A 23,003-nucleotide genomic window follows, 5' to 3' on the forward strand; every position below is an offset into this window, starting at 1 on the left:
ACAAGGAACGCCACGGCATCGACGCGGGCAACTCTCGGCGCTTCCCTGCCCATCGGCCCTGCGGGCCCCGATACTCACAGCTGTCAGTACGTGTGACCCGTCGATATCCGTCCAGAGATTCGGGAGGCACCATGCACCCGCGCACGCGCCGCGCAGCCGTCGTCACTCTCGGAGCCGCCTTCGCGGGATCCCTCGCGTCCCCCGCCCGTGCCGCCGCACCGGACTCGCGTGCGGGCGCCCGCGATGCCTCGCCGTGGCGCGGCAAGCCGCCGCTGCGCCGGGCCCACGCGCACAACGACTACGCGCACCCCCGCCCGCTCGCCGACGCCCTCTCCCACGGATTCGGCAGCGTGGAGGCCGACATCTGGCTTGTAGGCGATCAACTCCTCGTCGCACACGACGCGTCCGAACTCGATCCGACCCGCACCCTCGAATCGCTCTACCTCGACCCGCTGCTGCGCCGTGTCACTGCCAACCACGGCCGCGTCTACCGCGGCTACGGACTCTCCGTGCAGCTGCTCATCGACATCAAGACCGCGGGCGACCCCACCTACCGCGCACTCTCCAGACGTCTGCGCCGCTACCGGTCGATGCTCAGCGTCTGTGCCGAAGGCCGGGTGTGGCGCGGCGCGGTCACCGCTGTCGTCTCCGGCGACCGGGGCGCCCGCACCCCCATGGAGGCGGAGCGGGTGCGGTACGCCTTCTACGACGGTCGCCTCGTGGACCTCGGCAATGGCGTTCCCGCCTCCTTCACCTCGCTCATCAGTGACAACTGGGGCCTGAACTTCACATGGCGGGGCGACGGGCCGATGCCGGAGCGAGAGCGGGCGGCCCTTCGGCGGATCGTCGCCGCCGCCCATTCGGTGGGTCAACATGTGCGTTTCTGGGCCACACCCGACGAGCCGGGCCCGGCCCGCCACGCGCTCTGGCGCGAGCTGCTGGACGCCGGTGCGGACTACCTCAACACGGATGATCTGGCAGGACTCGAGGCGTTTCTCCGCGCAGCTCGCTGAGCACCTCGTGGAAGTGGGGTTCGGGAACGGACGGCAGTAGCAGCGCGACGGCGTGCACCAGCTTGCCGAGCACGAAGGTGGTGTCGGGCGTCGCGCGCACGAGCTCCCGCACCCTCTCCCTGTCTCCGCGTCGAACGGACTCGAGCAGCACTGCGACATCCGGTGCGGCCTCCTCGTCCGTCTCGACCCAACCTGTCTCGTCCGGCGTGCGCCTGACGAGGTGTCGCAACACCCGGTCGGCGACGTCGGGCTGATACGCCTTGCGTACGGCTTCGTTGGCGATCCAGGAGAGTGCGGACACGACGTCCTTGGCCTCGTCGGCCGTCATGGTCTCCGGCAGGGCAGCGTCGAACGCCTGCTGATTGCCGTGCCGGAAGGCCAGGAGGAGGCGTGCTGCCCTCGCCTTCGCCTCGTTCACGCGTATATGGGAAATCTCGGCGGTCACCGGAAAATAGTACTGTTAGTGGATCATTCCGTGGGGAGCGCCACGCAGTGGAATGTCGCGATCCAGGGCGGAAGGTGTAGCGGTACGGTCACCACGCGGTCACGGGCGGGCGCGCGTGGGGACGCTGGACCGTATGGCAACCCCACCTGGACCGCCACCCGGAAACCCACTCGGACCGCCCTCGGGCCCGCCGCCACCGCCGTCCTGGCCTCCACCGGGCGGCTTCGGTCCGGGGGGACCGCCCTGGCCGCCGGAGCCTCCCCGGCCCGACGGCGGCGGGGGCAAGCGGATCGCCATCGCGGTCACCGCGCTGGTGGCCGTCGCCGCGGTGGCGCTGGGCGCGGTGTTGGTCATCGGGGACGGTGACGATGCGAAGCCCGGTGAGAGAAAGCCGTCCGGCAGTCCGACCGATGTGCCTTCGCCTTCCTTCAGTCTGCCCACCAGTCTCCCGAGCGGCCTTCCGTCGGGTCTGCCCAGCGGCCTTCCCACGAGCCTGCCGTCGGGCTTCCCCACGAGCCTGCCGAGCGGGTTCCCCAGTGGGCTGCTCGGTGTGCCGACCGCGCGGAGCGTCGAGAGCGTCCTCCCGACGCCCACCGACGACAAGCCGTACTACTTCGCGCTGGCCTCGGGGGACTGCTTCGATCTGCCCGCCGGCGGCCCCGGGGGGCGGCTGGTCAAGCGCTCGTGCTTCGCGCCCCATGACGGGGAGGTGGTCGCCACGCCCAGGCTGTCGGGTACGTACGACAGTGAGAGCGCCTTGAAGGACGAGGCCGCGGAGCTGTGCCGGCAGCCGATGCGTGGTCGCAGCCTGAAGCAGCCCGCCGGCACCGCGCGCGGCACGCTGGTGCAGTACCCGAAGTTGCAGGGCTACCGACTGGGCATTCGTTCCATCACCTGCAGCCTGACCGCCGAGGAGGGCGGTACGGGCAGTGGTCGGAAGCTGACGAAGCCGCTCTCCTGACGCCCCGGCAGGGCGGTGGCGGCCGCTGCCGGGGGCGAGGAGAGGCCGGACCCGTTGGTCACTCCGCGGGAACGGCCTGGATATCGAGTTCGATCTTGATCGTCGCCCCGATCATCGCGATGCCACGCGAGAGCATGGACCGCCAGTCCAGGGTGAAGTCCTCGCGGTGCAGTTCGGCGGAGGCCGAGCAGGCGGCGCGGGTTTCGCCCACGATGCCGGTGCCGAGGCCGAGGTAGCGGGTGTCGAGCGAGACGTTCCTGCTGACACCGTGGAGATTGAGCACCCCCTGGACGGCCCACCGGGAGCCGCCGCGGTGCACGAAGCGCTCGCTGACGAACTGCATGTACGGGTACTTGTCGACGCCCAGGAAGTCCGGGGAGCGCAGGTGTGCGTCGCGCTGCTCGACGCCGGTGTCGATGCTCGCGGTCTCGATCACGACGTCGAGGCTGGATTCCTCCATGCGCTCGCCGATCCACAGGGTGCCCTGGAACTGGTTGAACCGGCCGTGCACCTCGGCGAGCCCGATGTGCCGGGCGATGAAGCGCACCGCCGTGTGGTCCGGATCGATGCGCCAGGCGCCCGGGGCCGGCATGGCCGGGGTGGGCGCCGGCTCCATGGGCACCGTCCCGAGGTCGGTCCGTGTGCCCTCCGTCGATTCGCACGCCTGGCGCACGGGCTGATACCCCTCGGCGGTCACCGCGACGCTGTACTCGCCCGGTGCCACGTTCGTGGCGAACCGGCCGTGCGGGTCGGTCTGCCCGTGCACCACCTCGTGGCCCTTCGCATCCCGGACGGACACTTCCGCTCTGTGCAGTGGAAGGTGCACGGGGTCGACGACGACACAGTCGAGAGCCCCCGCGCCGTACGGAATCGGTGCGCTCTCCCGGTGAAGAGAACGCTTGTAACGGCGCAGCAGGGCGAAAGTCATCCCAAAATGCCTTTCCGTGTCCAGAAGGTGATTGAACGGTAGATCACCACATTCTGTCACTAGGGCTTGGAAGCTCCCCTGTTGCCCTCCATTGCCTTGGAAAACTAACTGATGGTGGTTCTGTGCCTTTAATTCATCCGTCACTCTTCTGTGAGGACACCCGCGAGGGCCGCCGCCGGATCGAGGTCGCACGCCCCGGCGGGCTCCCAGCGACCGCCTTCCTTGCGGTACGGCCACCAGCGTCCGTCCCGCCCGTAGCGCAGCTGGATGTCGGTGCCCACCACCGTCCACCGATTGCGCGTGGCCCGCAGTCGGGGCGCTGTGTCGTCGTCCTCCCAGGCGGCCGCCAGCCGGGCGCGAACGCGGGCGAGATCCTCCGGTTCGGGTGTCCACTCCTCCTCCAGCACGGCCAGTGCCGCGGCCCCGCCGTGGCCCCAGGCGCGGACGGCGCGGGCCAGCTCCGCCCGTCCGTAGCCACAGCCCGCCGCGAGCCGGGCGGTGATCCGCTCGGGTGGCCCTGCGGCGGCCAGCCGTACTGCGTCCTGCCGCACCGTCAGCGCGTCCGCCACGGAAGTCCGCTCATGGCCGGCCGCCAGGGCCTCGGCCAGCAGCTGCCGGGCCCGGACGGCCGTGTCCGCGACGAGGAACTCCAGCGCACCGACGTCGAGGCCGGGTCCGGGAGGAGTGTCCCCGGTGAGAACGGGCGGGCGCCCCGCGGTGTCCGTCGAGGGCGGGGTATCGGGCAGCGGTGGTATGAGATCCCGCGCCGCGAACGCCTCACTCGCCGGGATGCCCGCAGCCGCGGGTACCTCGGCACTCTCCCGCATCTCCTGCGAGGCGGCGCGGGAGACACTGCGGGCCTGCAATTCGTCCAACAGCTCGCGCTCTCCCCGCCCGCGCATCAGCAACAGCACAAAGGGATCCTGGTCGAGCAGCCTGGCCACCTGATGGCACAGCGCCGCCGTGTGCGGGCAGTGATCCCATGCCTCGCAGGCGCACTCGGGTTCCAGATCCCCGATGCCCGGCAGTAGATCCACCCCCGCCGCGGCCGCGTCCTCGACCAGATGCGGCGGCATGTCGCGGTCCAACAGCGCCGCGATATGCCCTGCCCGGTCGGCGACCAGGTCCAGCAGCCGATCCCAGTCGGCCCCGGAGAGCTCCTGTATCAGCACATCGGAGCGGTATCGCGTGCCGTCCCGGTCACGGACGAGTGCCGTGATCCGTCCCGGCCGTACGGACACCGCGCCGACGGCCCCCGCGCGCGCGTGCCTGTTGCCCGCCTTCACCTGCTGGCCGTCCAGCGCCGTGTCCTCGAGCGCCCGGAGCCACGCCTGGCCCCACCACGTGTCGGCGAATCCCCGCCCGCGCATGGGTGGCAGGGCATCGAAGGTGCGCTCCACACGCGCGTGAACGTCATTTCCGGTCATCGTCCGGTCCCCCTCAGTTCGACGAGATCAGCCAGCTCGGCGTCGGTGAGTTCCGTCAGCGCCGTCTCCCCGGCGTGCAGCACCGCGTCCGCGAGAGCCTGCTTGCGGGTGAGCATCTGCGCGATCCGGTCCTCGATCGTGCCCTCGGCGATGAGCCGGTGCACCTGCACGGGCTGGGTCTGGCCGATGCGGTAGGCACGGTCGGTGGCCTGGGCCTCGACGGCCGGGTTCCACCAGCGGTCGAAGTGCACGACGTGCCCGGCGCGGGTGAGGTTCAGCCCCGTACCGGCCGCCTTCAACGACAGCAGGAAGACCGGGACCTCGCCGTCCTGGAAGCGGCGGACCATCTCCTCGCGCCGCGGCACGGGCGTGCCCCCGTGCAGGAACTGCGTCGGCACCCCGCGTGCGGCCAGATGCTGTTCCAGGAGCCGTGCCATCTGCACGTACTGGGTGAACACGAGCACGCTCGCTTCTTCGGCGAGGATCGTGTCCAGCAGTTCGTCGAGGAGCTCCACCTTGCCGGAACGGCCCGCGATCCTCGGGCTGCTGCCCTCCTTGAGGTCGTGCTCCTTCAAGAACTGCGCCGGATGGTTGCAGATCTGCTTGAGCCCCGTGAGGAGCTTCACGATCAGCCCGCGCCGTTCGAAGCCGTCCGTGCCCTCGACCTCGGCGAGGATCTCGCGCACCACGGCTTCGTACAGCCCCGCCTGCTCCTTGGTGAGCGTGACCGCGTGATCCGTCTCGGTCTTGGGCGGCAGCTCGGGCGCGATGCCCGGGTCGGACTTGCGGCGCCGCAACAGGAACGGGCGGATGAGTGCCGCGAGGCGCTCGGCGGCCGCGGGATCGGCACCGTCCTCGACCGACCGCGCGTAACGTCGGCGGAATCTGCCCAGCGAGCCGAGGAGGCCGGGCGTCGTCCAGTCGAGGATCGCCCACAGCTCGGACAGGTTGTTCTCGACGGGCGTGCCGGACAGGGCGACCCGGGCCTTCGCGCCGATGGTGCGCAGCTGCTTGGCCGTCGCGGAGTACGGGTTCTTGACGTGCTGCGCCTCGTCGGTGACGACCAGGCCCCAGTCGGTCTCCGCCAGGCGCGACGCGTCCAGCCGCATCGTGCCGTAGGTGGTGAGGACGAACTCCCCGTCGGCCAGGGCGTCCAGGCTCCGTGACGAGCCGTGGAAGCGGCGTACGGGCGTCCCGGGCGCGAACTTCTCGATCTCCCGCTGCCAGTTGCCCATCAGGGACGTCGGACAGATCACCAGGGTCGGACCGGCCGCCCCGGGCTGAGCCTGGCGGTGCAGATGGAGGGCGATCAGGGTGACGGTCTTGCCGAGCCCCATGTCGTCGGCGAGACAGCCGCCCAGGCCGAGCGAGGTCATCCGGTTCAGCCAGTCGAGGCCGCGCAGTTGGTAGTCGCGCAGGGTGGCGGCGAGAGCGGCGGGCTGGCCGACGGGCTCACGGGAGGAGCCGGGGTCGGCGATGCGGTCGCGCAGGGCCGCGAGCCAGCCAGTGGCCTGTACGTCGACCGTCTCCCCGGCGTCCTCGTCGCCACGCTCCTCGGCGTGGGTGCGGCCGGTGAGGGCGGCTCCCAGCGCCTCGACGGGCGTGATCTTGCGGTCCTGCCGCTCCCGGGCGCGGCGCACCGCCTCCGGGTCGACGAGCACCCACTGGTCCCGTAGGCGCACGGCTGGGCGGCTCGCCTCGGCCAGCCGGTCCAGTTCCTCCTTGGTCAGCTCCAGGTCGCCGACGGCGAACCGCCAGCTGAAGGTAAGCAGCGCGTCCGCCGAGAGCAGGGACGGCATGCCGGACCGCCCGTCATCCTGTGTGCCGGCGCCGTCGGGCGGCCCGACGACGGCGCGCGCGGTGAGCTTACGGGCCAGCTCCTTCGGCCAGTGGACCTCGACCCCGGCGGCGTCCAAAGCGCTCGACGCCGTGCCCAGGAGCTCGCCCAACTCCTCGTCGGCGAGGTCGATGGCGTCGGGCGCCGCTGCCGAGAGCAGCGGCGTGAGTGCGGGCCAGGCGTGCGCGGCGCGTCGCAGCGCGAGCAGGGCGTTCATGCGCGCTGCCCGGCCGAGCGAGGCGGCCACGGGCGAGTCGCCCGCCCAGACCTCGGCCGCGTCCGCGATCAGCGCCGGGTCGGTGAGGCTGTGCACCTGGAGGACGGCGCGGAAACGCGGGCGGGCGTCCTGATCGGCCTCCCCGCCCCCGGGTGCGGTCTCCGTCAGGCCCAGTACCTCGACGCGCAGCGAGAGCCGTACGCCCGCGTCGTGCCCGGCGGCGACCTCGTCGGCCCAGGCGCGCTGTTCGGGCAGGCGGCGCGGCTCGGGGGCGGCGAAGGCGAGACCACCCGCGGCCAGCGCCGCGGCGGGGGAGCGCGGCAGTCCGTCGGCCACGGCGTCCAGGAAGGCGCGCACGAGCCGCTCGGGCTCGGGCAGCAGCAGCGGGTCGCTGTCCGGCAGTGGTACGGCGTGCGCGGCCGGCGGCATCGCGGCGGCCAACTCCCGCACCCGGTGCAGATCGTCCTGGGTGAGCGGGCCGACGCGCCAGGCGTCGTGATCGGTCGAGGTCAGCCCCGGCAGCAGTCGGCCGCGAGCGGCCAACTGCAGTGCGAGCAACGCCGCGGCACCCCAGAACGCGGCCGACCCCTCTCCCCGTGCGGCGCGGGCACGGGTGAGGGCCGGCAGTGCCTCGCGTACGGGCAGCGTGGTGGCGCGTACGGTCGTGGTGGTGACGGCCGCGCCGTCCGCGACTGCGATCGTCAGTTCCTCGACGACGCCCGAGACGACGAGGGGCGCGCCGTCCTGCTCGTCCGGCTGCCAAAAGGCGACACGTCCGGTACGGGACGGGTCTTTGGGGAGGAAGACCGCCGAGCAACGGGCCAGCCGGGCGATCTCGGTGGGGGTTGCGGCAGGGGGTGGTGTCACAGGGATGCGCATTCCTCAAATTTGACTAGTGGGCTCCGGAGCGCCCGAGGGTACAGGACGCGAACGGGCGATGAGGGCATCCGGCCTGTGATGAGCGTCATGCCGTCGACGGGGGGTGCACTCAACCCCCCTGCGCGGTTCGGGGGTTGTCCCCCGGCTGGTCAGGGTGGTGACTCCATGGCCCTCCCGGGCCTGCGGTCCGTACGTTTCCTGGGGTCGGTCATCAAACCCGCGGCCCGTCCGCCGCCGGCCGCCCGGCCGCCCGTCGGCCGTCCGTCGAAACTCTCCGGAGACCACATGCCTCAGGCCAGTGCCCTGCTCGCGGAACCCGCGGCGGGCAGCGACTTCGCCCCGCTCCTGCGCCGGATCCGCGCGGAGGGGCTCCTCGAAAGACGACGGGGCTGGTATGCCCTGACCATCGCCGCCAATGCGCTGGCCCTGGCCGCCACGGGCACCGGGATCGTGCTCACGGGCGACTCGTGGTGGACGCTGTTCATGGCCGTACCCATGGCGCTCTTCGGTGCCCGGACCGCCTTCGTCGGCCACGACAGCGGCCACGCCCAGATAGCGGGCACCCGGAGGACCCACCGCGTTCTCGGCCTCATCCATTCCGATCTGCTGCTCGGAATGAGTTACGCCTGGTGGAACGACAAACACAACCGCCACCACGCCAACCCCAACCACATCGACAAGGACCCGGACGTCGGTGTCGGCGCACTGGTCTGGACCCGGCGACAGGCCGCGCAGCGGGAAGGCTTCGCCCGCTGGCTCACCCGTCATCAGGCCCGGCTCTTCTTTCCGATGCTGCTTCTCGAAGGCCTCAATCTGAAGGTTTCAAGCCTGCGGGACCTCAAACGGCAAAAGGCCGGAGAGCGACGAGTCGAAGCGACGCTCCTCACCTTGCATCTGGTGGGCTACACCACGCTGCTGCTGTCCTCCATGTCCCTCGGCAAGGCCCTCGTCTTCGCTCTCCTTCACCACGCCCTCTTCGGGCTCCACCTCGGCATGGTCTTCGCGCCCAATCACAAGGGCATGGAGATGCCGGACCCGCACGGAGAGCGGTGGGGGCACCTGCGCCGCCAGGTCCTCACCTCACGGAATGTGCGCGGCGGCCCTCTGACCGACTGGTTCCTGGGCGGGCTGAACTATCAGATCGAGCACCATCTCTTCCCGAACATGCCGCGTCCCCACCTCCGGCGTGCCCAACCGATCGTCCGCGCGTACTGCCGAGCGGTCGGTCTGTCGTACGCGGAAACCGGGCTCGTCGACTCCTATCGACAAGCGCTCGGTCACATGCACGACGTCGGCGCTCCACTGCGGACCGGGTGAGCAACGCCGCGCGTGGAACAGGGCCCGCTTTCCGGTCGTTCTACGAGCAGAGCGGCAGGCATCGCGAGAGAGGTGCGGCAATGACCAATAGGGCGAAACTGGCCGTCGGCGGAGTGGTGGCGGGGCTGATCCTGCTGTTGCTGCTGCCTTCAGGGGCCTTCTGGGTGGCGCTGCTGGTGATGGTCGGTGTCCCGGTGGGGGCGTATCTGCTTCTGGACCCTTCGCAGCGCAAGAGGCTGCGCCGGGTGTCCCGTAAGGAACTGCACCGCTAGCACTCGCCGTCGAGCACCGCGGATCGGCATGTGATCACCGCCGTCGCACCCGTCGGCCAGGCGTGTGCCGGGGGAGCGAGCCCGGGGTCAGCCGGCGGGCAACCCGAGAAGCGCCCGGGCCACGGTGCGCGGTGACTCACCGTGTTCACGAGCGAGCGCAATGACAGCACGGCAGGCCAGCTCGTTCACCCCGAAGCTGAGGGCCTCCGGTGAAACCCAGCGAGCCGCCTCCGCACTCCCGTCGAGATCGTTCTCGGCACATGCGGCCACATAAGTGGCCGCCGCCTCGAAGAGATTGCGCTGCCGATTCGCCGGCGGTGGCACAGGGGCCGGTCGGCGGACTTCTTCGAGGCGCTTGCGGAGTTTATGGAACACGCGGATCACCTGCCCCGTGAGCGGCTAGTCCTGCGTCGTTCAAGTGTGCCCGCCCAAAGCGGAGTTGAACCTCCGGCGAATACGGGGGAGAGCGCCCGGCGAAGCCGCCGAAACCGCGATCCGCCGCATCCGCCGGAGTGCTCATGGCCGGTTCGGGCCCCGATCAACCCCGGCGGACGGCGAGCGCGAGGAAGCGCGTGTCCTCATCCGTGTAGGAGACGAGATCCCAGCCGCCGTCCGCCAGCAACGGGCGGAGACGGGGCTCGGCGCGCTGGTCCTCCGGCGTCAGCGCGCGGCCGTGGCGGGCCGCGAGCGCGGCACGGCCGATGGGATGGAAGAGCGCGAGCCGGCCGCCTGGCCGTACGACCCGGGCCAGCTCCCGAAGGCCCGCCGTGGCGTCGGCGAGATGAGCGATGAGCCCGGCGGCGAAGACCGCATCGACCGCACCGTCGCGTACCGGCAACCGGCCGGCATCCGCGATCATCAGCAGGCCGTGGTGGTGCCGACCCGCCCGGACGGCCGCCTTCAGCATCGCGGGGGTGAGGTCCGCGCCCAGCACCGTCCCCTGCGGTCCGACGGCCGAACGCAGCGCCGACAGCGCCCGCCCCGTGCCGCACCCGGCGTCCAGCACCGTGTCGCCGTCGCGCAGGCCGAGGTCGGCGACGGCCGCGTCGTACGCGGGCCCGTCACCGGGGAACCGGGCGTCCCAGCCGTCGGCCCGCGTCGTGAAGAATTCCCTCACCCGGGCCGGGTCGTTGCTCACGCGATGACTCCTTCCGTGCCGCGATCGACCGCTCGGCGCGCGGGGGACGCGCACCGATGGCGCCGGTTACTCGGCGATGTCGGCCAGCGCCACTACTTTGTCGATGCGGACGCGAACCAGCAACTCCCCCGGGACGCCGTTGCGCGCCCCGTACTCCTCGGCCGCATCGTCGCCCATGTAACGGGCGGCGATCCTGGTGGCCGCGGACCGGACCTCGTTCAGATCGTCACTCAGCTCGGCGCGTCCTTGCAGGGTGACGAAGGAGAACGGCGGCCTGTCGTCGTCCACGCAGAGCGCCACGCGGCCGTCCCGGGCGAGATTACGGCCCTTGACCGTGTTCTCTCCGGTATTGAAGATGAGGTCGTCCCCGTCGAGCAGGAACCAAATGGGTGCGATGTGCGGACTGCCGTCGGCGCGCACCGTGGAGAGTTTTCCGGTACGGGTGCCTTCGGAAAGGAAGGCCCGCCACTGTTCCTTGCTCATTCTCTGTGCCATGTCCTCATCTTGTGCCAACTGACCAACAGGCGCGTGCCGACGGGCCGGGCGGGTTGCCGACGGGGCGCAGGTGAGCAAGGCTGGCACGGCAGTTACGGGGAAAACACGGAACGGGGAGGCGGGGCATTATGGCAATGGCCAAGGGACTCGACTGGCTGCTGGACGACCTGACCAAGCGGGTGGAGCAAATACGCCATGCGCTGGTGCTGTCCAATGACGGGCTGGTGACGGGCGCGAGTGCCGATCTCGAGCGAGAGGACGCCGAGCACTTGGCGGCGGTCGCATCAGGGCTGCACAGCCTGGCGAAGGGCACCGGGCGCCACTTCCGGGCGGGCAAGGTCCGGCAGACGATGGTCGAGTTCGATGAAGGTGTGCTGTTCGTGACGGCCGCGGGCGACGGGAGTTGTCTGTGTGTCCTCGGTGACGCCGATGCCGACATCGGCCAGGTCGCCTATGAGATGACTCTGCTCGTCAATCGTGTCGGTGAGCACCTGAGCGTCGCGTCGCGGCAGCAGGACGGCAGGGGCGAGGCCCCCGGCCGCGTTCGCTGACGTGCGACGCCGAGCCCGGCCCAAGCCCGGATCGGAGTTATCCACAGGGAAGGCGCGATGTCGCACCCCGCCACTATCGTCGTCACTGTCAGTGATGGACCGGTGGCGGGGAGGATGTCATGGCGGTACAACAGCGCGAGGTGCGGGGCGCGACCGAGGAGAGCGTCGCCTTCGGAAGGGCGGCACGCGAGCTGGAGCTCAAGCCGCGCGAGTTCGAGCTCGCGGTGCAGCTCGGGGATGTAAGGACAGTGGACTCCGGCCCCGGTCGTCGGCGAAGGGTCACTCGGGCGGAGATCGAACGCCACCGGAGCGCCGACGGATTCCCTGAAGGACTGCGCTCACGGTTGTGGGTGGTCGGCACCGCCGAGGGCGCCGAACTCATGGGGGTCAGCCCCGCCCGCTTCGGGCGACTCGCCCGGGGTGGTTGCTTCGCACCCGTGCGCTTCTACGTCAACAGATACCGAGCCGTCGTCTGGCACTACCTGGCCGCGGATCTCGTGGACTTCGCCGACCGTAACCCCGAGCTCCTGACCGGCCGTACGCCTTCCCTCTTGCGCACGGCGCTGGAGGAGCGCGAGGACCGTCGCGGGCGATCCTGGCGCGCCCGCAGGCTCGATCAGTTGCTGGCCCAGACCGAGGACCCATGGGAGCGGGCGGCGGTCGCCGCGTCCGCGCTCACCCCCGAAGACCTGGCCGCCGGTGTGCCGGACCAGGACGAACGGGCCTATGTGACCGTGCTGCGCCCGCCCCTCGTCCCCGCGCGACCGGACGCGATGGCCACCCACGAGGTGATCGAATCGGTGATCCTGGCGGAGGATCCGGACGAGATCGAATGGCACCGCCACCGCTTGACCGCCGCGTTGGCGCAGGCCCGCGCGGTCCGACCCGCTCCCGCCCGGGACGTCCCACCCGGGCCGATGGTGTCGCCCGCGGCGCCGATGACGGGCACCGAAGCCCTGGCGGGTACCGAAGCCCTGGCGGAGATGAATACCGTCTCGGCTGCGGAAGCCGTGACGAAGCGCACCGAACGAGTCCGCCCACGAGGGCTGTGGGCTCGGCTGCGCCGCCGCACATGAGCTGCTCCGCGCATCCGGGGTGCCCCCGGCGGTGGCTCAGGTGACCTTGCGGAACAACCCCTCCTGCATCACGGACACGGCGAGCCTGCCCTCGCGGTCGAAGATCTGCCCCCGGGCCAGGCCCCTGGCGCCCGTCGCGATGGGCGACTCCTGCTGGTAGAGGAACCACTCATCGGCGAGGAACGGACGGTGGAACCACATCGCGTGGTCGAGTGAGGCCATGTCGAAGCCACGTGGTCCCCAAAGCGGCTCGACCGGGATGCGCACCGCGTCCAGAAGCGTCATGTCGCTGGCGTAGGTGACAGCGCAGTTGTGGACGAGTGGGTCGTCGCCGAGCGGCCCCACCGTCCGCATCCACACGGCGCTGCGCGGCTGCGCTTCGGCGAGCTCCCGGGCGGTCCAGCGCAGCCGGTCCACGTACCGGATGTCGAAAGCCAGTCGGCGCTCCATGTGGCGCAGGGCGCTCGGCAGTTCCCCGAGGTGCTCGCGGATCTCGTCCGCGAGCCTCGGCAGCTCCTCGGGACCGGGCACCGCCGGCATCGCCACCTGATGCTCGAAGCCCGGCTCGGACTGATGGAAGGAGGCGGTGAGGTTGAAGATCGTACGGCCCTGCTGGACGGCCACCACGCGCCGCGTGGTGAAGGAACGTCCGTCGCGCACCCGTTCCACCTGGTACACGATCGGCACGCCGGGCTGCCCCGGTCGCAGGAAGTACGCGTGGAGGGAGTGGACCGGGCGCTCACCGTCGGTGGTCCGGCCGGCCGCGACCAGCGCCTGCCCGGCCACCTGCCCGCCGAACACGCGTTGGAGCGACTCGTCCGGGCTTCGGCCCCGGAAGATGTTCAGGTCGATCTGCTCCAGGTCGAGCAGATCGACCAGCCGGTCGGCGGGACTGGACATCGGTGCTCCTTCGCTTCCAGGGCGCGCCACACGGGCGGCGCCTCGGAGGCTACAGCTGACCGACCTCCATCACCCGCACCACCGCGCGGCCCTCCTCGTCGGAGGCCGCGAGATCCACCTCCGCGGAGATGCCCCAGTCATGGTCGCCGTTGGGGTCGGCGAAGGTCTGCCGGACGCGCCACAGCCCGTCCTCCGGCTTCTCCTCGATCCGCAGCAGCTTCGGGCCGCGCGCGTCGGGACCGGTACCCAGATCCTCGTACTCGTCCCAATAGGCGTCCATGGCGTCGGCCCAGCGGTCCTCGTCCCAGCCGGCCTCGGCGTCCATCTCACCCAGCTCGCCGACCTTGTCGAGAGCGGCCAGCTCGACGCGGCGGAACATCGCGTTGCGCACCAGCACCCGGAACGCGCGCGCGTTGGCGGTGACCGGCTTGACCTGGTCGGCGCGCTCCTGCGCCTCCTCGGCGGTCTCGTTCTCGGGGTTGGCCAGCTGCTCCCACTCGTCCAGCAGGCTGGAGTCGACCTGGCGCACCATCTCGCCGAGCCAGGCGATCAGGTCCTCGAAGTCGTCGGACTTGAGGTCGTCCGGGACGGTGTGGTCCAGCGCCTTGTACGCGCTGGCGAGGTAGCGCAGCACGATGCCCTCGGTCCGCGCCAGGTCGTAGAAGGAGGTGAATTCGGTGAACGTCATCGCGCGCTCGTACATGTCACGGATGACCGACTTCGGCGAGAGCGGGTGGTCCCCGACCCACGGGTGGCTCTTGCGGTAGACGTCGTAGGCGTGGGACAGCAGCTCGTCCAGGGGCTTGGGGTAGGTGACGTCCATGAGCCGCTCCATGCGGTCCTCGTACTCGACGCCGTCCGCCTTCATCGCGGCGACCGCTTCGCCGCGTGCCTTGTTCTGCTGCGCCGCCAGGATCTGCCGCGGGTCGTCCAGCGTCGACTCGACCACCGAGACCATGTCCAGCGCGTACGAGGGCGACTCGGGGTCGAGAAGCTCGAAGGAGGCGAGCGCGAAGGTCGACAGCGGCTGGTTGAGGGCGAAATCCGACTGCAGGTCCACTGTCAGCCGCACGGTCCGGCCCTCGGCGTCGGGCTGGTCGAGCTGTTCGACGACACCGCCGTCCAGCAGCGAACGGTAGATCGCGATGGTGCGGCGAATGTGCCGCAGCTGATTCCTGCGGGGCTCGTGGTTGTCCTCCAGCAGACGGCGCATCGCCTCGAAGGCGTTGCCGGGCCGTGCGATGACCGACAGGAGCATCGTGTGCGTCACCCGGAAGCGGGAGGTGAGCTGCTCGGGCTCCGAGACGATCAGCTTCTCGAAGGTGTTCTCGCCCCAGTTGACGAAGCCCTCGGGTGCCTTCTTACGGACCACCTTGCGGCGCTTCTTCGGGTCGTCCCCGGCCTTGGCCAGGGCCTTCTCGTTCTCGACCACGTGCTCGGGAGCCTGTGCCACGACGAAACCGGCCGTGTCGAAGCCGGCCCGCCCGGCCCGCCCCGCGATCTGGTGGAACTCCCGGGCCCGCAGCGTCCGCACCCGCTGGCCGTCGTACTTGGTGAGCGCGGTGAACAGCACGGTGCGGATCGGCACGTTGACCCCGACGCCGAGCGTGTCCGTACCGCAGATGACCTTCAGCAGACCCGCCTGCGCCAGCCGTTCCACCAGTCGCCGGTACTTCGGCAGCATCCCGGCGTGGTGCACGCCGATGCCGTGGCGCACATAGCGCGAGAGGTTCCGGCCGAATTTGGTGGTGAAGCGGAAATTGCCGATCAGCTTGGCGATCTCGTCCTTCTCCTCGCGCGAGCACATGTTGATGCTCATCAGCGCCTGAGCCCGCTCCACGGCCGCCGCCTGCGTGAAGTGCACGATGTACACCGGTGCCTGCTGCGTCTGCAGCAGCTCGGTCAGCGTCTCGGTCAGCGGTGTCGTGCGGTACTCGTAGGACAGCGGCACCGGCCGGGTCGCGGAGCGGACGACCGAGGTGGGCCGACCCGTGCGCCGGGTCAGGTCCTCCTCGAACCGGGACACGTCACCGAGCGTCGCCGACATCAGAATGAACTGCGCCTGCGGAAGCTCCAGCAGCGGGATCTGCCACGCCCAGCCCCGGTCCGGCTCCGCGTAGAAGTGGAACTCGTCCATGACGACCTGGCCGATGTCGGCGTCCTTGCCGTCCCGCAGCGCGATGGAGGCGAGCACCTCGGCCGTGCAGCAGATGACGGGCGCGTCGGCGTTGACCGAGGCGTCACCCGTGAGCATGCCGACGTTCTCCGTGCCGAAGAGCTTGCACAGGTCGAAGAACTTCTCCGAGACGAGGGCCTTGATGGGCGCGGTGTAGAAGGTCACCTGGTCGTTGGCGAGCGCGGTGAAGTGCGCCCCGGCCGCGACGAGGCTCTTGCCCGAGCCGGTGGGCGTAGACAAGATCACATTTGCCCCGGAGACCACCTCGATCAGCGCCTCCTCCTGCGCGGGGTACAGCGAGATGCCCCGCTCCTCGGCCCAGGTCGAGAAAGCTTCGAAGAGGGCATCGGGATCGGCATTGCTCGGCATCTGATCGATAAGGGTCACGCCTCCATACTGCCTGGCCCCGGACCGGATCAGGGAACCGGCCGGTCGAACGGTGATCATCCGGGCGCTACGCTGAGTGGCCGACCGGGCGTCAGGAATGCGAGACGTCGCCAATCAGAGGGCCAATTGAGGTGGAACGACCATGATGGGACCGGCGCACTCGCTTTCGGGAGCCGCCGCCTGGCTGGGAGTGGGTGCCGCGGTGGCCGGGGCCGGCCACCCGATGCCCTGGCCGGTGCTCGTCGCCGGCGCGCTGATCTGCGCGGGTGCGGCGCTCGCCCCCGACCTCGACCACAAATCCGCCACGATATCCCGTGCGTTCGGCCCGATCTCGCGCTGGCTCTGCGAGATCATCGACAAGCTCTCGCACGCCGTCTACAAGGCCACCAGGACACAGGGCGACCCACGTCGCAACGGCGGCCACCGCACCCTCACCCACACCTGGCTGTGGGCGGTACTGATAGGGGTCGGCGCCTCGGCGCTGGCGATGACCGGTGGCCGCTGGGCCGTGCTCGGCATCCTCTTCGTCCACCTGGTGCTCGCCGTCGAGGGACTCCTGTGGCGGATGGCCCGGACCTCCAGCGACGTCCTGGTCTGGCTGCTCGGCGCGACCAGCGCCTGGATCCTCGCCGGTGTCCTCAACGAGCCGGGCAACGGCGCCGACTGGCTGTTCACCGCTCCGGGCCAGGAGTACATGTGGCTCGGTCTGCCGATCATCCTCGGCGCGCTCGTGCACGACATCGGGGACGCGCTCACCGTCTCGGGCTGCCCGATCCTGTGGCCCATCCCCATAGGCCGCAAGCGCTGGTACCCGCTCGGACCGCCGAAGGCCATGCGTTTCCGGGCCGGCAGCTGGGTGGAGTTGAAGGTGCTCATGCCCGCCTTCATGGTGCTCGGCGGGTTCGGCGGACTCGGCGCCCTGGGCTATATCTGAGCGTCCCCGGCCACCGGCTCCGATGCGGCTCCCCGTCCATGTGGCCGGGGAGCCGCATCGTCACTGTGTGGCTACTGGTGCCAGGAGCGCCACAGCGCCGCGTACGCGCCATCGGCCGCGACCAGCTCGTCGTGGCTGCCGAGCTCGCTGATCCGGCCGTCCTCCGCCACCACGATCACATCCGCGTCATGCGCGGTGTGCAGCCGGTGCGCGATGGCCACGACCGTCCGTCCTTCCAGCACCTTCGCCAGCGACCGCTCCAGGTGCCGGGCCGCGCGCGGGTCCAGCAGCGAAGTCGCCTCGTCCAGCACCAGGGTGTGCGGATCGGCGAGGACCAGCCGGGCCAGCGCGATCTGCTGTGCCTGGGCCGGGGTGAGCGTCAGACCACCCGACCCGACCTCCGTGTCGAGCCCCTCCTCCAGGGCCCGTACCCAGTCGTCGGCGTCCACCGCGCCGAGCGCCGCCCACAGCTCGCCGTCCTCCGCCGTCGTACGGGCCAGCAGCAGGTTGTCGCGCAGCGAGCCCACGAAGACGTGGTGCTCCTGGTTGACCAGGGCCACATGCCTGCGCACCCGCTCCGTGGGCATCCGGGCCAGTTCGGCGCCGCCGAGCGTCACCGCGCCGGAGCGCGGCGCGTAGATCCCCGCCAGCAGCCGGCCCAGGGTCGACTTGCCCGCACCGGACGGCCCGACCAGCGCCACCCGACTGCCGGGCGGGACATCGAGGGACACGCCGTGCAGGACATCCCTGCCCGCCGAGTAGCCGAAGCGCACCTCGTCCGCCTTGACGTCCCGGCCCACCGGGCTCACCCGCTCGTCCGCGTCCTCCGGCTCGATCTCCCGTACCCCCACCAGGCGCGCCAGCGACACCTGGGCGACCTGCAGCTCGTCGTACCAGCGCAGGATCAGCCCGATCGGATCGATGAGCATCTGGGCGAAGAGCGCTCCCGTCGTCAGCTGACCGACCGAGATCCAGCCCTCCAGGACGAAGACGCCACCGATGATCAGCACCGAGCCGAAGAGCAGGGCGTGCGTCACATTGATCACGGGAAAGAGGACCGAGCGCAGCCACAGGGTGTAGCGCTCCCATTGGGTCCACTCCGAAATCCGCTGGTCGGAGAGGGCGACCCGACGCTGCCCGAGCCGGTGGGCCTCGATGGTCCGCCCCGCGTCCACGGTCTCCGCGAGGGACGCCGCGACCGCGGCATACCCCGCGGCCTCGGAGCGGTAGGCACCGGGAGCCCGCCGGAAGTACCAGCGGCAGCCGACGAGCAGCAACGGCAGCGCGACCAGCACACACAGCGCGAGCGGCGGTGCGGTCAAGGTCAGCGCGCCCAGCAGCAACGCGACCCACACGAAGCCCACCGCCAGCTGGGGCACGGCCTCGCGCATGGCGTTCGCGAGCCGGTCGATGTCGGTGGTGATCCGCGACAGCAGGTCTCCGGTCCCCGCCCGCTCCAGCACGCTCGGCGGCAGTGCCACCGACCGCACGAGGAAGTCCTCGCGCAGATCCGCCAGCATCCGCTCGCCCAACACCGCCCCACGCAGCCGCACCATGCGTACGAACAGCGTCTGGACGGCCAGCGCGACCGCGAAGAGTGAGACGACGCGGCCCAGATGCAGATCGTCCTCACCCGATGACAGGTCCTCCACCAGCCCGCCCAACAGGTACGGCCCGACCATGGAGGCGATCACGGCGATCGCGTTGACCGACACCAACAGGACGAACGCCGTCCGATGCCTGCGGAGCAGGCCGCTCACATACGCCCGCACCGTCGCGGGTCTGCCGACCGGCAGGGTCGTCGCCGACTCCGGTGCGGCCGGGTCGTGCGCCGGTGGCGCCACGCCGATCATGCCGACTCCTCGATGTGCTCGGTCTTCTTCAGCTCTGCGAGCTCCACGCCCAGCTCTTCGTCCGTCTCACGGGTGACGACGGCGCGGTACGCGGAGTCGTCCCGCAGTAGTTCGCGGTGCGTGCCCACCGCGGCGGCCCGGCCGTCGCGGACGAACACCACGCGGTCGGCCCGGTCGAGCAGCAGCGGGCTGGAGGAGAACACCACCGTGGTGCGCCCCTCCCGCAAGCCCCGCACCCCGTCCGCGATGCGTGCTTCGGTATGCGAGTCGACCGCCGAGGTCGGCTCGTCCAGCACCAGCACCTCAGGGTCGGTCACCAATGACCGGGCCAGCGCCAACCGCTGCCGTTGTCCGCCGGACAGCGAGCGGCCCCGCTCGGTGATCCGTGTCCGCATCGGGTCGCCGGAGTCGTCCACCGAGGCCTGTGCGAGGGCGGCCAGTACATCCCCGCACTGCGCGGCGGTCAGCGCCGCGTCGGCGTCGACCGCCCCCGAGGAGGGCACGTCCAGCAACTCCGCGAGGGTTCCGGACATCAGTACGGGATCCTTGTCCTGGACGAGCACCGCGGCACGGGCCTCGTCCAGCGGCACCTCGTCCAGCGCCACCCCGCCGAGCAACGCCGAAGGCACCCCCTCCACGCGCTCGGCCGCGTGTCCGCCCAGCCGGTCGGCGAGCCGTCCGGCGACGTCCGGATCGCCGCACACCACCGTGGTCAGCAGCCCGGCGGGAGCGAGGAGTCCGCTCTCGGGGTCGTACAGGTCGCCGGCGAGCACCACGCCCCGAGCTCCGTCGTCCGTCGAGGGATCGGTACGCCGCAGGGCCAGGACCCGGGCGGCGCGCTGCGCGGACGGCCGTGAGAAGGAGTACGCCATGGCGATCTCCTCGAACTGGCGCAGAGGGAAGAGCAGGAACGTCACGACGCCGTAGACCGTCACCAGCTCGCCGACGCCGATGCGGCCGTCCTGGGCCAGCCCGACCCCGTACCAGACCACCGCGATCAGCAGCAGCCCCGGCAGTGCCACCTGTACCGCCGCGATCAGCGCCCACATCCGGGCGCTGCGCACCGCCGCCTTGCGTACCTCTTGCGAGGCACGGCGGTAGCGGGTGAGGAACAGCTCCTCGCCGCCGATGCCGCGCAGCACCCGCAGCCCCGCCACCGTGTCCGACGCCAGCTCGGTGGCCCGGCCCGCCTTCTCACGCTGCTCGTCGGCCCGCTTCGTCGCGTGCGGCAGCAGGGGCAGCACCGCCAGCGTCAGCACGGGCACACCGATCGCGATCACCACACCGAGCGCGGGCTGGTAGATCACCAAGGCCACGCACACCGCGAGCGTCGTGACCGCCGCGGAGGCGAAGCGCGACAGGGCCTCCACGAACCAGCCGATCTTCTCGACATCGCCCGTCGATACCGCGACGACCTCGCCCGCCGCGACGCGCCGGGTCAGCGCCGACCCCAACTCGGCCGTCTTGCGGGCCAGTAGCTGCTGCACCCGCGCCGCGGCCGTGATCCAGTTGGTCACGGCCGTGCGATGCAGCATGGTGTCGCCCAGCGCGGTGAGTACCCCAAGGAGCGCCATCAGACCGCCGGCCACCGCCAGACGGGCGCCGGACCGGTCGACGACGGCCTGCACCGCGAAGCCCACGGCCACGGGGAACACGGCGACCGCTGCCATGTGCAGAACACCCCACAGCATGGCCTTCACTTGGCCGGAAAGTTGATTCCGCCCGAGCCACAGGAGGAAGCGCGGGCCTGATCTGACGTCAGGGCTGCCGGGATCGGTATACGGAAGGTCGCGAATCTGCATGACGTCCCAGGGTCGGGGTGGCGTGGCGGGGGAAATGAAAGGTTCGCCCTCCAGGAGTGCCGAATTCAACTGGTTTTTCGCGCAGTCGATGGATCGGGCCAAAGAGGCTCTGGCGCGCTGCGGTACGACACGCTTCACTCCTGCCCCATGAGACCGAGACGACTGCTTCTCGCGCTGTGCGCCGCGGCCGTCGGCCTGACGTTGGGTGTGAGCCCCGCCGCGGCCGCGGAACCGCCTCCAGAGTTCGGCACCGACTGGCACGACCCGGTCACCGCCACGCCGCCCGTGGCCACCCCGGACACCACCTCGTGCAAAGTGACCGTCGCCGAGACCGAGTTCCGCGACTACACGCCCTACAAGAGCACCTACACGCCCCCCAAGGGATGTGGCGACCGCTGGAACAAGGTCGTCCTACGGCTCGAAGGATCCGTCGCAGGACGGCAGTACGACCGTCTGGGCTACCTCCAGATAGGCGGTGTGGAGGTCCTGCGCACCTCCACACCGGAACCCTCACCCCAGGGCATCGCCTGGAACGTGGAGAAGGACGTCACCCGTTACGCGGCCACCCTGCGCTCCGACCAGCCCGTCGAGATGCTCATCGGCAACCTCGTGAACGACACATACACCGGGGTCATCAAGGTCAAGGTGACCCTGACCTTCTACGCGGCCGAGGGCCGGGTGAAGCCGGCCCTCGCCCCCGACAAGGTCCTGACCCTGGACGGGGCGCGCACCGAAGGCGGCGTCCACGAAGGGCGGTTGACCACACCGCGCAACAGCGAGCGGATCGTGGCCGAGGTGTACGCCACCGGCTCGGGCGGAGGCTGTGAGGAATTCTGGTACCTCACCGTGCCGGACGAGGCCCCCTACTCGTGCAAGGCCAAGAACGGTCCGTACCGAGAGGTGCAGGTCTCGGTGGACGGCCGGCTCGCCGGGATCGCCGCGCCCTACCCGACCGTGTGGACCGGCGGCTGGTCCAACCCCTTCCTCTGGTACGTGATTCCCGGACCGCGCGCCTTTGACGTCCGGCCTGTGGAGTACGACCTCACGCCCTTCGCCGGCCTGCTGAACGACGGCAAGCCGCACCGCGTCGCCATCTCGGTCGCCGGAGTGCCCGAGGGCCAGAGCGGCTGGAGCACCCCCACCAACATCCTGGTCTGGCAGGACGCGAAAGCCACCCGGGTCACGGGCGCGCTCACCGCACACACGGTGGGGGACCTCGCAAACACCACGGGGTACAAGCCCGGCGCGGAGCACCGGTTGACCTCCGAGGGCGGGCATTCCCTCACGGTCGCGGGTTACGTGGACACCTCGCACGGCCGGGTCACGACGACCGTTGCCCGCAAGGTCGCCGGTACCTCCGTCCACCGCTGGACCGACGGCGAGTCGACGGACGCGCTGCGGGCCCGTTGGAGCGACGACGAAACGGTGACCGTCGACGGACGCGGCCCCGCGACCACGACCAGGGCCCACCGCGCGTACAGCATGGACGGTGAGATCACCATCGGCACGGGGGACCGGCTGCGCACGGTGATGACCATGGGCGACCGGGCGGACACGGTCACGCTGCGTGGCCGTCAACGGGTGGGATGGTCCCGGCTGGACGACACCTACACGGGTGACGCGGCCTACAACCAGAACGTGCCGCGCGACCAGCGGCATGCGACGGGCGTCTCGCGTGAGCGCTACCGCCTGTACGGCCCGGGAGTCTGTTACGACCGGAGCCTGGCCACGGCACAAGGGGACCTGACGGAGGACCGGCAGGGCTGCTGACCGCCCACCCGGGGCGGGTTCGCGGGGCCGGAGCGCCTCGCGGGCCCGCCCTGCGCGTTTACGGGGCGACGGCCCCCGGCGCCGTGCTGTCCGGCGTGCGTCAGCAGCCGCGCTCCGGGCCCGCCATGAGCTCGTCCAGCAGGCTGCCGAGCACGACACGCTGTTCGGTGCTCAGCGGGGCGAGTATGTCCTCCACGGCCGTGCGCCGCGCCTCGCGCAGCGCACGCAGCGTCGACCGGCCCTGGTCGGTGATCTCGATCCGGATGACCCGGCGATTGGAAGGGTCCGGCACCCGGCGCACCGCGCCGTTGGCCTCCAACGCGTCGACCAGCGTGGTGACCGCCCGGGGCACGACCTCGAGGCGCTGCGCCAGATCCGCCATGCGCGGTGGTTCCTCGTAGTGCGAGACGGTGCGGAGCAGCCGGGACTGGGCGGGCGTGATGCCGACCGGGTCGAGGTAACGCTTCTGCGCGCGGTGGAGCCGACGGGTGAGGCGCAGCAGCTGCTCGGCGAGCTGCCCGGACGGATCGGGAGCGGTCATGATCAAGAGAATACCAGGACCCAGTACATTGTGAGTATAGGTAACAGTGAGCTATGCTCGGTGAGCGGTGTTGGATTCACCTTC

Annotated in this window: 20 protein-coding genes; 8 read left to right on the forward strand and 12 right to left on the reverse strand. The window is 70.6% G+C overall.

What is annotated here, in order from left to right; genetic code table 11:
* Nucleotides 1–131 precede the first annotated feature (131 nt).
* Nucleotides 132–1,013, forward strand: a complete 882-nt coding sequence (locus tag FHS38_RS05150; protein WP_184731243.1) for a phosphatidylinositol-specific phospholipase C/glycerophosphodiester phosphodiesterase family protein — start codon at nucleotides 132–134, stop codon at nucleotides 1,011–1,013.
* Here the strand turns inward: FHS38_RS05150 and FHS38_RS05155 are convergent.
* Nucleotides 961–1,458 carry a hypothetical protein gene (locus FHS38_RS05155; RefSeq protein WP_184731245.1) on the reverse strand — a complete coding sequence of 166 codons (498 nt, stop codon included), beginning with the start codon at nucleotides 1,456–1,458 and terminating at the stop codon, nucleotides 961–963. The two genes, FHS38_RS05150 and FHS38_RS05155, sit on opposite strands and share 53 nt — an antisense overlap.
* Before the next feature lie 133 nt (nucleotides 1,459–1,591).
* Between FHS38_RS05155 and FHS38_RS05160 the strand changes: the two genes are divergently transcribed.
* On the forward strand, nucleotides 1,592–2,419 hold the full coding sequence (locus tag FHS38_RS05160) for a hypothetical protein (RefSeq protein WP_184731247.1): 828 nt from the start codon (nucleotides 1,592–1,594) through the stop codon (nucleotides 2,417–2,419).
* Nucleotides 2,420–2,477: 58 nt separating this feature from the next.
* Here the strand turns inward: FHS38_RS05160 and FHS38_RS05165 are convergent, their stop codons facing one another.
* From FHS38_RS05165 to FHS38_RS05175, 3 genes are all read right to left on the reverse strand, one after another.
* Nucleotides 2,478–3,347, reverse strand: coding sequence for a YceI family protein (locus tag FHS38_RS05165; protein WP_184731249.1), 870 nt, complete (start codon nucleotides 3,345–3,347; stop codon nucleotides 2,478–2,480).
* 140 nt (nucleotides 3,348–3,487) lie between these two features.
* A complete protein-coding gene (locus FHS38_RS05170) occupies nucleotides 3,488–4,774 on the reverse strand; it encodes an SWIM zinc finger family protein (RefSeq protein ID WP_184731251.1) in 1,287 nt (428 codons plus the stop codon).
* Nucleotides 4,771–7,707, reverse strand: coding sequence for an SCO1167/SCO6262 family helicase (locus tag FHS38_RS05175; RefSeq protein WP_221494661.1), 2,937 nt, complete (start codon nucleotides 7,705–7,707; stop codon nucleotides 4,771–4,773). Before FHS38_RS05175 ends, FHS38_RS05170 begins: the two co-directional genes overlap by 4 nt.
* A gap of 285 nt (nucleotides 7,708–7,992) precedes the next feature.
* Between FHS38_RS05175 and FHS38_RS05180 the strand changes: the two genes are divergently transcribed.
* Together FHS38_RS05180 and FHS38_RS05185 are read left to right on the forward strand one after the other, a co-directional pair.
* Nucleotides 7,993–9,024 carry a fatty acid desaturase family protein gene (locus FHS38_RS05180; protein WP_184731253.1) on the forward strand — a complete coding sequence of 344 codons (1,032 nt, stop codon included), beginning with the start codon at nucleotides 7,993–7,995 and terminating at the stop codon, nucleotides 9,022–9,024.
* Nucleotides 9,025–9,104: 80 nt separating this feature from the next.
* Entirely contained in the window at nucleotides 9,105–9,296 is a 192-nt protein-coding gene (locus FHS38_RS05185; protein ID WP_184731254.1) for a tail-anchor membrane protein, read from the forward strand.
* A gap of 87 nt (nucleotides 9,297–9,383) precedes the next feature.
* On the opposite strand, the gene FHS38_RS35080 is transcribed toward FHS38_RS05185, so the two are convergent.
* The 3 genes from FHS38_RS35080 to FHS38_RS05195 all read right to left on the reverse strand — a co-directional run bounded on the left by FHS38_RS35080 (nucleotide 9,384) and on the right by FHS38_RS05195 (nucleotide 10,929).
* Nucleotides 9,384–9,620, reverse strand: a complete 237-nt coding sequence (locus FHS38_RS35080) for a hypothetical protein (RefSeq protein WP_338933409.1) — start codon at nucleotides 9,618–9,620, stop codon at nucleotides 9,384–9,386.
* 214 nt (nucleotides 9,621–9,834) lie between these two features.
* The gene (locus FHS38_RS05190) at nucleotides 9,835–10,434 is read right to left on the reverse strand and encodes a class I SAM-dependent methyltransferase (RefSeq protein ID WP_184731256.1); all 600 of its coding nucleotides are present in this window, start codon (nucleotides 10,432–10,434) and stop codon (nucleotides 9,835–9,837) included.
* A 66-nt stretch (nucleotides 10,435–10,500) separates the two neighbouring features.
* Nucleotides 10,501–10,929 (reverse strand): PPOX class F420-dependent oxidoreductase, encoded by a 429-nt coding sequence (locus FHS38_RS05195; RefSeq protein WP_184731258.1) that lies wholly within the window; start codon nucleotides 10,927–10,929, stop codon nucleotides 10,501–10,503.
* Nucleotides 10,930–11,057: 128 nt separating this feature from the next.
* Here FHS38_RS05195 and FHS38_RS05200 point away from each other — a divergent pair, with 128 nt between their 5' ends.
* Together FHS38_RS05200 and FHS38_RS05205 are read left to right on the forward strand one after the other, a co-directional pair.
* On the forward strand, nucleotides 11,058–11,480 hold the full coding sequence (locus FHS38_RS05200; protein WP_184731260.1) for a roadblock/LC7 domain-containing protein: 423 nt from the start codon (nucleotides 11,058–11,060) through the stop codon (nucleotides 11,478–11,480).
* 119 nt (nucleotides 11,481–11,599) lie between these two features.
* Nucleotides 11,600–12,556 (forward strand): DUF6397 family protein, encoded by a 957-nt coding sequence (locus tag FHS38_RS05205; RefSeq protein WP_184731262.1) that lies wholly within the window; start codon nucleotides 11,600–11,602, stop codon nucleotides 12,554–12,556.
* A gap of 36 nt (nucleotides 12,557–12,592) precedes the next feature.
* On the opposite strand, the gene FHS38_RS05210 is transcribed toward FHS38_RS05205, so the two are convergent.
* Nucleotides 12,593–13,456 carry an acyl-CoA thioesterase gene (locus tag FHS38_RS05210; RefSeq protein ID WP_184731264.1) on the reverse strand — a complete coding sequence of 288 codons (864 nt, stop codon included), beginning with the start codon at nucleotides 13,454–13,456 and terminating at the stop codon, nucleotides 12,593–12,595.
* A 49-nt stretch (nucleotides 13,457–13,505) separates the two neighbouring features.
* Complete coding sequence (locus FHS38_RS05215; RefSeq protein ID WP_184731266.1) at nucleotides 13,506–16,019, reverse strand: DEAD/DEAH box helicase; 2,514 nt, start codon at nucleotides 16,017–16,019, stop codon at nucleotides 13,506–13,508.
* Nucleotides 16,020–16,161: 142 nt separating this feature from the next.
* On the opposite strand from FHS38_RS05215, the gene FHS38_RS05220 reads away from it, so the two are divergent.
* Nucleotides 16,162–16,953, forward strand: a complete 792-nt coding sequence (locus FHS38_RS05220) for a metal-dependent hydrolase (protein ID WP_184731268.1) — start codon at nucleotides 16,162–16,164, stop codon at nucleotides 16,951–16,953.
* Between the two features lie 71 nt (nucleotides 16,954–17,024).
* Here the strand turns inward: FHS38_RS05220 and FHS38_RS05225 are convergent, their stop codons facing one another.
* Both FHS38_RS05225 and FHS38_RS05230 read right to left on the reverse strand, forming a co-directional pair.
* Entirely contained in the window at nucleotides 17,025–18,806 is a 1,782-nt protein-coding gene (locus FHS38_RS05225; RefSeq protein ID WP_184731270.1) for an ABC transporter ATP-binding protein, read from the reverse strand.
* On the reverse strand, nucleotides 18,803–20,608 hold the full coding sequence (locus FHS38_RS05230) for an ABC transporter transmembrane domain-containing protein (protein ID WP_184731272.1): 1,806 nt from the start codon (nucleotides 20,606–20,608) through the stop codon (nucleotides 18,803–18,805). The genes FHS38_RS05225 and FHS38_RS05230 overlap by 4 nt, the downstream gene beginning before the upstream one ends.
* Nucleotides 20,609–20,755: 147 nt before the next feature.
* Between FHS38_RS05230 and FHS38_RS05235 the strand changes: the two genes are divergently transcribed.
* Complete coding sequence (locus tag FHS38_RS05235) at nucleotides 20,756–22,378, forward strand: peptide-N4-asparagine amidase (RefSeq protein WP_184731274.1); 1,623 nt, start codon at nucleotides 20,756–20,758, stop codon at nucleotides 22,376–22,378.
* A 100-nt stretch (nucleotides 22,379–22,478) separates the two neighbouring features.
* Here the strand turns inward: FHS38_RS05235 and FHS38_RS05240 are convergent, their stop codons facing one another.
* Nucleotides 22,479–22,919 carry a MarR family winged helix-turn-helix transcriptional regulator gene (locus FHS38_RS05240; RefSeq protein ID WP_184731276.1) on the reverse strand — a complete coding sequence of 147 codons (441 nt, stop codon included), beginning with the start codon at nucleotides 22,917–22,919 and terminating at the stop codon, nucleotides 22,479–22,481.
* Nucleotides 22,920–23,003 lie beyond the last annotated feature (84 nt).

The sequence above is a fragment of the Streptomyces netropsis genome (assembly GCF_014203545.1).
Taxonomy (GTDB): Bacteria; Actinomycetota; Actinomycetes; order Streptomycetales; family Streptomycetaceae; genus Streptomyces; species Streptomyces netropsis.